Here is a 6,474-nt window from a genome sequence, read left to right as displayed (position 1 = left end):
CCGAACTGCCGATCACACGACCTCAAACAAGCTCAGCCGAAGATGCGCGGCAGCGTTCCCTCGAAGGCCTCGCGCGCCTCGTCGAGCGGCACCTCGAAGGCACCCTCCACGGCGACGGTGGAACCACCGGTCACGCCCAGACGCAGCACGGGAACCCCGGCCGCCTCGGCCGACGCCACGACCGCAGCCTCGGACTCCGGCGCGACGGCGACGAGCGCACGGGCCGTCGACTCCGAGAACAGCGCGGCGAACGGGTCCACGCCGTCGCGGGCGGTCAGGCCCTCCAGCGACACCGAGACGCCCGTGCCGAACCGCAGGGAGGACTCCAGCAGCGCCTGCGCGAGGCCGCCTTCGGACAGGTCGTGCGCCGCTGCGACGGTGCCTGCGCGCCGCGCCTCCACGAGGACGGACGCCAGCGCCCTCTCGGCGGCCAGGTCCACGCGAGGCGGCACGCCGCCGAGGTGCTGGTGCACGACGTCGGCCCAGGCCGAACCGTCGAGCTCGTCACGAGTGGTGCCGAGCAGCAGGACCGACAGCCCTTCCTCGCGCCAGCCGGACGGCACGGCGGTCCGTACGTCGTCGAGGACACCGAGCACGCCCACCACGGGCGTGGGGTGGATCGACGAGTCGATCTGCCCGGGCTCGCCGGTGCCGTTGTAGAGCGAGACGTTGCCGCCGGTCACGGGAACGCCGAGCTCCTGGCACGCGTCCGCGAGGCCCTCGATGGCCTCCACGAGCTGCCACATCGAGTCCGGGTCCTCGGGCGAGCCGAAGTTGAGGCAGTCGGTCACCGCGAGCGGCGTGGCCCCGACCGTCGCGACGTTGCGGTACGCCTCCGCGAGCGCCAGCGCCGCGCCGGTGCGCGGGTCGAGCTTGCCGTAGCGGCCGTTGGCGTCGGTCGCGAGCGCCACGCCGAGGCCGGTGGACTCGTCGACGCGGATCACGCCGCCGTCGTCGGGCTGGGCGAGCGCGGTGTTGCCCTGGACGAAGCGGTCGTACTGGTTGGTCACCCACGCCTTGGAGGCGAGGTTGGGGGAGGCGAGCAGCGTCAGCGCGGTCTCGCGCAGCTCGTCGCCCGACGACGGCCGGGCGAGCCCTGCGGCGACGGTCCCGGCCGCGTTGAGCTCGTCCTGCCAGGCGGGCCGGGCATAGGGGCGGTTGTACACGGGGCCCTCGTGGGCGACGGTGCGCGGGTCGACGTCGACGATGCGCTGGCCGTGGTGGTCGATGGTGAGGCGGCCGGAGTCGTTGACCTCGCCGATCACGGCCGTCTCGACGTCCCACTTCCCGGTGATCGCGAGGAACTCCTCGAGCTTGTCGGGCCGGACCACGGCCATCATGCGCTCCTGCGACTCCGACATGAGGATCTCGCCGGCGTTCAGCGTGGGGTCGCGCAGCAGCACGTCGTCGAGGTCCACGTGCATGCCGCCGTCGCCGTTGGAGGCGAGCTCCGACGTGGCGCACGAGATGCCGGCGGCCCCCAGGTCCTGGATGCCTTCCACGACCTTGGCCGCGTACAGCTCCAGGCAGCACTCGATGAGGACCTTCTCCATGAAGGGGTCGCCCACCTGGACCGAGGGGCGCTTGGCGGGGACGCCGTCCTCGAACGTCTCGGACGCGAGGATCGAGGCGCCGCCGATGCCGTCGCCGCCCGTCCGGGCACCGAAGAGGACCACCTTGTTGCCGATGCCGGAGGCGTTGGCGAGGTGGATGTCCTCGTGCCGCAGCACGCCCACGCACAGGGCGTTGACGAGCGGGTTGCCCTGGTACGACGCGTCGAACACGAGCTCGCCGCCGATGTTCGGCAGCCCGAGGGAGTTGCCGTAGCCGCCCACGCCGGACACCACGCCGTGCACGACGCGCGCCGTGTCGGGGTGGTTCACGTCGCCGAAGCGCAGCTGGTCCATGACGGCGACCGGGCGCGCGCCCATCGAGATGATGTCGCGGACGATGCCGCCGACGCCGGTGGCTGCACCCTGGTACGGCTCCACGAACGACGGGTGGTTGTGGGACTCGACCTTGAAGGTGACGGCCCAGCCGTCGCCGATATCGACCACGCCGGCGTTCTCGCCGATCCCGACGAGCAGATGCTCCTTCATCTCGTCGGTGACGCGCTCGCCGAACGTGCGCAGGTGCACCTTGGACGACTTGTACGAGCAGTGCTCCGACCACATCACCGAGTACATGGCCAGCTCGGCGGCCGTGGGGCGCCGCCCGAGGATGTCCTTGATGCGCTGGTACTCGTCCGGCTTGAGTCCCAGCTCGCCGAACGGCTGGGCCTCGTCGGGGTGGGCGGCCGCGTTCTCGACGGTGTCGAGCTGCGGGCGGGAAGGGGCCTGGGACGCGGGCGCGGTCATGTAGTTCCTCGCGTGCGGAGTGGGATTGGCGGCGCACTGCGGCGCGCCGCCAGTCTACCTTTCGCCTCCCGGGCGCCTGCGCGGTTGTCCACAGGGACTCCCCGCCGCCCGGGAATGTCCCGGACGCCCTGAACGGTTGCCCTGGTCATGAGCGACTGGAATACGCAGATCATCGAGGAGTTCCGCGCGAACGAGGGCCGCGTCGGCGGGCCGTTCGAGGGCGCGAACATGATCCTCCTCCACACGGTGGGGGCCAAGACCGGGCTGGAACGCGTCCACCCGGTCGTGTACTTCCCGGAGCCGGACGGTGCCATGATCGTCGTCGCCTCCAAGGGCGGCGCCCCGGAGAACCCGGCCTGGTACCACAACCTGGTCGCCAATCCGGAGTTCGACGTCGAGGTCGGCACCCGGACCTTCCGGGTCAAGGCCGAGGAACTCGGGCCGGACGAGCGCGGCGTGGTCTGGCAGCGCGTGGTGAGCGAGGCCCCCGGCTTCGGCGACTACGAGAAGCGCACCGAGCGCGTCATCCCGCTGATCCGGCTGACGCCGGTCGGCTGAGCCATCGCACGCGACCGTTCAGTACCGCTGAACGGTGCGACAGCGATACGCGATGGACGCTTCACGGTCTCGCGACGGAGGATGGCCGCATGCCCCTGCGTCACTCGCTCCTCGCTGTGCTCGTCACCGTCATCTGGGGCCTGAACTTCCTCGCGATCGACTACGGCGTGGCCGACGTCCCGGCGGCGCTCTTCGTGGCGATCCGCTTCGTCGTGGTGCTGGTGCCGGCGATCTTCCTGGTGCCGCGGCCCAGCGCCCGCCTGCGTGACGTCCTGCTCGTCGGGACGTTCCTCAGCCTGGGTCAGTTCGCGCTCCTGTACACGGCGATCGCCCTCGGGCTGCCGCCGGGCATCGCGTCGCTGGTGCTGCAGGCGCAGGTGGCGTTCACCGTCGTGTTCGCGTCGGTCGCCCTCCGTGAACGGCCCACTCCCGCGCAGCTCGTCGGAGTCGCGATCGGGGCGGTCGGGCTCCTCGTGGTGGGCCTGGGCCGCAGCGCGAGCACCCCGGCGCTGGCGCTCCTCCTGGCGATCGCCGCGGCGGCGTCGTGGGCTACGGGCAACGTGATCGTGCGCCGGCTCGGAGCCGCGGTCCCCGCGGGCGGCCCCGCCCCGAGCCCCATGTCGGGACTCTCCATGACGGTCTGGTCGGCGCTGGTCGTGCCGGTGCCGATGTTCGGGCTCGCGATCGCGCTGGACGGCCCGGGCGCCGTCGGGCACTCGCTGACGCACCTGAGCGGGACCGCCATCGTCTCCACGCTGTACACGGCCTGGCTGGCAAGCCTGGTGGGCTACGGCATCTGGAACACGCTCCTGGCCCGGCACCGCGCCGGGGCGGTGGCTCCCTTCACCATGCTGGTCCCGGTGGTGGGCATCGCCGCGGCGTGGGTGGTCCAGGGCGAGGTGCCCAACACCGCCGAGGCCGGCGGCGGCCTCCTGCTCCTGCTGGGCGTCGCGGTCACCTCGGGCCTGCTGCGGTTCGGTGCCCGACGACGGCGCCCGCTCACCCCGGCCGCGGACGTCCCGAAGGCGGAGGCTCGCCTCTGAGCCTCAGGTGGCAGGGCACGCGACCTATCAGTCACTGGATGTTTCATACATCGCATGTATGTTCCGCTGCCGGGCGCGACTCCCTGGCCGATGGTGGACAAAGCCCCCTAGGGTGGCTGGTCGTGAGACGTGCTCTGGGGTGGTTCCTGACGCTGGCCGTGCTCGCCGTCGTCCTGGTGGTGGGTGACCGCGTCGCAGCGGGCGCCGCCGAGCGCGCCGCCGTCCAGGCTTTCCAGCAGCAGGCCGACGTCACCGGGGCGAGCCTCGACATCACCGGCTTCCCGTTCCTCACCCAGGTGGCGCAGGGCGAGCTGACCCACGTGACGGGATCGGCGGCCACGGCGTCGTTCGGCGGCTACACGGTCACCGGCCTGGAGATCGACGCCCACGGCGTCGGTGTCGCGCCGCCATACCCGGTCACGTCCGGCACCGCCTCGGGGCTCCTCGCGATCGACGACCTCGAGCGGGCCCTGCGCGACCAGTCCGGCCTGGCGGGCGACCTGAGCACGGAGGGCGACACCCTCGTCCTCTCCGGCACCGTACTGGGGCTGCCGATGGCCGTGGCGGGACGCCCCCGGGTGGCCGACGCCGCCACGCTCGCGGTGGACGTCGTCTCCGTCGACACCGGCTCCGGCCCGCAGCCGGTCGAGGACCTGCCCGGTTCCGTCGCAGCCCTCCTCTCCGGGCTCGAGGTGCCGCTCACGCTGCCCGCCGGGGTCGGGCTCGACGCCGTCGAGGTCGCCGACGGTTCGGTGCGGGTCACGGTGACCGGCACCGGGGTGGCGCTCGAGGAGCTCGTGGCCTCCTGACGCGGCCCCGCCCGCGGATTCACCCGCCGACGCCGGGACGGCACCCCGCCCACCGCGCCATCATGTCGCTCGTCAGGCCGTGTCAACCCGACGGGCCCCGTCACACGTCGAGGCGATGTGAGCACAGTCGTGGCGGGAGAGGCCCAGGTGGACCTGGATGCCTTCGTCGCGCGCGAGTACCCGAAGGTCGTCGCGGCGGTGGGCCTGATCACCGGCAGCCCGCAGGATGCGGCCGACGCCGTGCAGGACGCCCTTGTGGGCTTCCTCGCCAAGCCACCGGCCCGGCGGGTGGAGAACCTCGCCGCCTGGATCACGGTGGTCGCGAGCAACCGCGCCAGGGACCTGCAGCGGTCGCGCGCCGCGGAGACGCGGGCCCTGCGCCGCGTCGGGTCCCGGGTCGAGGCGACAGCGGCCGAGGACCCGGTGGCCGCGGCGTCGGACGCCGTCGACGTGGACGTCGCCCGTGCGCTCGCCGCCCTGCCGGACCGGCAGCGCCAGGTGTGCGTGCTCCACTACCTGCTCGACCAGCCCGTGGATCAGATCGCCGCCGGGCTGGGTGTGAGCACCGGGACGGTCAAGACGCAGCTCTTCCGGGCGCGCAAGGCCCTGGCGGCTCGGCTCCGGAAGGAGGACCACCGTGGCTGACACCTCGCTGGACGACCTGCTGCGCGACTCCTTAGCCCGCGCCGCGCAGCCCGGGGACCCCGCCGGGGTCGCCGACGCCGTCCGCCGGCGCGTCGCCGAGGGGGACGCGGGCGCGGTCGCCCCGTCGTCCACCGCGCCGGGCTGGGGCGGCCTGCACAGCCTCCTGCCGTGGCTGGGCGCCGGGCTGGTCGCGGTCGTGGCCGGGTCGGTCGTGGGCGCGAGCGGCCTGCTCGGGGCCGTGGGGTCCGACGACGGCGCCGCCCCCGGGCTGCCGCTCCTCGTGCCGGACCACGGCGTGTCCGCGGGGCTGTGCCCGGGCGGGACCGGCGCCGCGGACCTGCGGGCGGGCGAGCGGGTGCTCGTCGTCGCACGGAGCGCCGACTCCTCCCACGTGGCAGTGCGCAGCCCCCACGACCGCTCCTCGGTGGTCTGGCTACCCGCCGCGGTGGTGACCGCCGACGTGGGCGAGACCCCCGTCGAGGACCTCCCGGTCGCCGGCTGTGCGCAGCCGCTGGTCGCGCTCGCCTCGCCGTCGGCCGCGCCGACGCCGGCCCCCTCCGCGACGCCGTCGGACGCTCCTGTACCGGCGCCCGGCCCGTCGACGACGGCGACGCCCCGGCCTGGCCGGTCCACGCCCGCACCCCAGCCCGCGCCAGGTCCGACGACGGCGCCACCGGCTCCCGCGCCCGCGCCACCGGCCCCCGGCCCGACGCCGCCCGCGCCGCAGCCCCCGCCTGCCCCACCTGCCGACACGACGGCGCCGACCGTCTCGGCCATGACGGCGGATCCGGCGACGTGCCCGGGCTACTCGCTGGACACCACGAGCACCGTCGTCGTCTCCGCGTCCGACGCGGTCGGCGTGCGCGGCGTCTCGCTCTCGTGGTCCGGCGCCACGACGGGCAGCGCCGAGATGTCCGCCGCCTCCGGAGGCTGGCGCTACGACCTTGCGATCCCCGAGGGCACCTACGGCAACGTCACCTTCTCCGCCGTGGCGCGCGACCAGGCGGGCAACCAGAGCGCGCCACGGACCGTCACCGTCTTCGTCAACTGTCTGGGGTGACC

The 6,474-nt window shown here is 73.7% G+C and carries 6 protein-coding genes; 5 read left to right on the top strand and 1 reads right to left on the bottom strand.

All coding sequences use genetic code 11. From position 1 onward, the window contains the following. Positions 1-32 precede the first annotated feature (32 nt). A complete protein-coding gene (gene purL / locus AC060K_RS01735) occupies positions 33-2,357 on the bottom strand; it encodes a phosphoribosylformylglycinamidine synthase subunit PurL (RefSeq protein WP_483763715.1) in 2,325 nt (774 codons plus the stop codon). 147 nt (positions 2,358-2,504) lie between these two features. Between purL and AC060K_RS01730 the strand changes: the two genes are divergently transcribed. The 5 genes from AC060K_RS01730 to AC060K_RS01710 all read left to right on the top strand — a co-directional run bounded on the left by AC060K_RS01730 (position 2,505) and on the right by AC060K_RS01710 (position 6,472). Continuing rightward, positions 2,505-2,915 carry a nitroreductase family deazaflavin-dependent oxidoreductase gene (locus AC060K_RS01730; RefSeq protein ID WP_483763714.1) on the top strand — a complete coding sequence of 137 codons (411 nt, stop codon included), beginning with the start codon at positions 2,505-2,507 and terminating at the stop codon, positions 2,913-2,915. Positions 2,916-3,004: 89 nt separating this feature from the next. Further along, positions 3,005-3,958 carry an EamA family transporter gene (locus tag AC060K_RS01725; RefSeq protein ID WP_483763713.1) on the top strand — a complete coding sequence of 318 codons (954 nt, stop codon included), beginning with the start codon at positions 3,005-3,007 and terminating at the stop codon, positions 3,956-3,958. A 122-nt stretch (positions 3,959-4,080) separates the two neighbouring features. After that, on the top strand, positions 4,081-4,767 hold the full coding sequence (locus AC060K_RS01720; RefSeq protein ID WP_483763712.1) for an LmeA family phospholipid-binding protein: 687 nt from the start codon (positions 4,081-4,083) through the stop codon (positions 4,765-4,767). A gap of 117 nt (positions 4,768-4,884) precedes the next feature. Then, positions 4,885-5,412, top strand: coding sequence for an RNA polymerase sigma factor (locus AC060K_RS01715; RefSeq protein ID WP_483763711.1), 528 nt, complete (start codon positions 4,885-4,887; stop codon positions 5,410-5,412). Then, positions 5,405-6,472, top strand: coding sequence for a hypothetical protein (locus tag AC060K_RS01710; protein ID WP_483763710.1), 1,068 nt, complete (start codon positions 5,405-5,407; stop codon positions 6,470-6,472). The genes AC060K_RS01715 and AC060K_RS01710 overlap by 8 nt, the downstream gene beginning before the upstream one ends. Positions 6,473-6,474 lie beyond the last annotated feature (2 nt).

Source organism: Antribacter sp. NEAU-D49 (genome assembly GCF_057158775.1).
The sequence above is the reverse complement of the archived record's forward strand: the minus strand, read 5'-3'. Positions and strand labels throughout refer to the sequence as shown.

What these genes read in the sequence shown, in the direction of transcription:
- purL (WP_483763715.1), bottom strand. Translation starts at nt 2,357, where the DNA reads ATGACCGCGCCCGCGTCCCAGGCCCCTTCCCGCCCGCAGCTCGACACC.
- AC060K_RS01730 (WP_483763714.1), top strand. Translation starts at nt 2,505, where the DNA reads ATGAGCGACTGGAATACGCAGATCATCGAGGAGTTCCGCGCGAACGAG.
- AC060K_RS01725 (WP_483763713.1), top strand. Translation starts at nt 3,005, where the DNA reads ATGCCCCTGCGTCACTCGCTCCTCGCTGTGCTCGTCACCGTCATCTGG.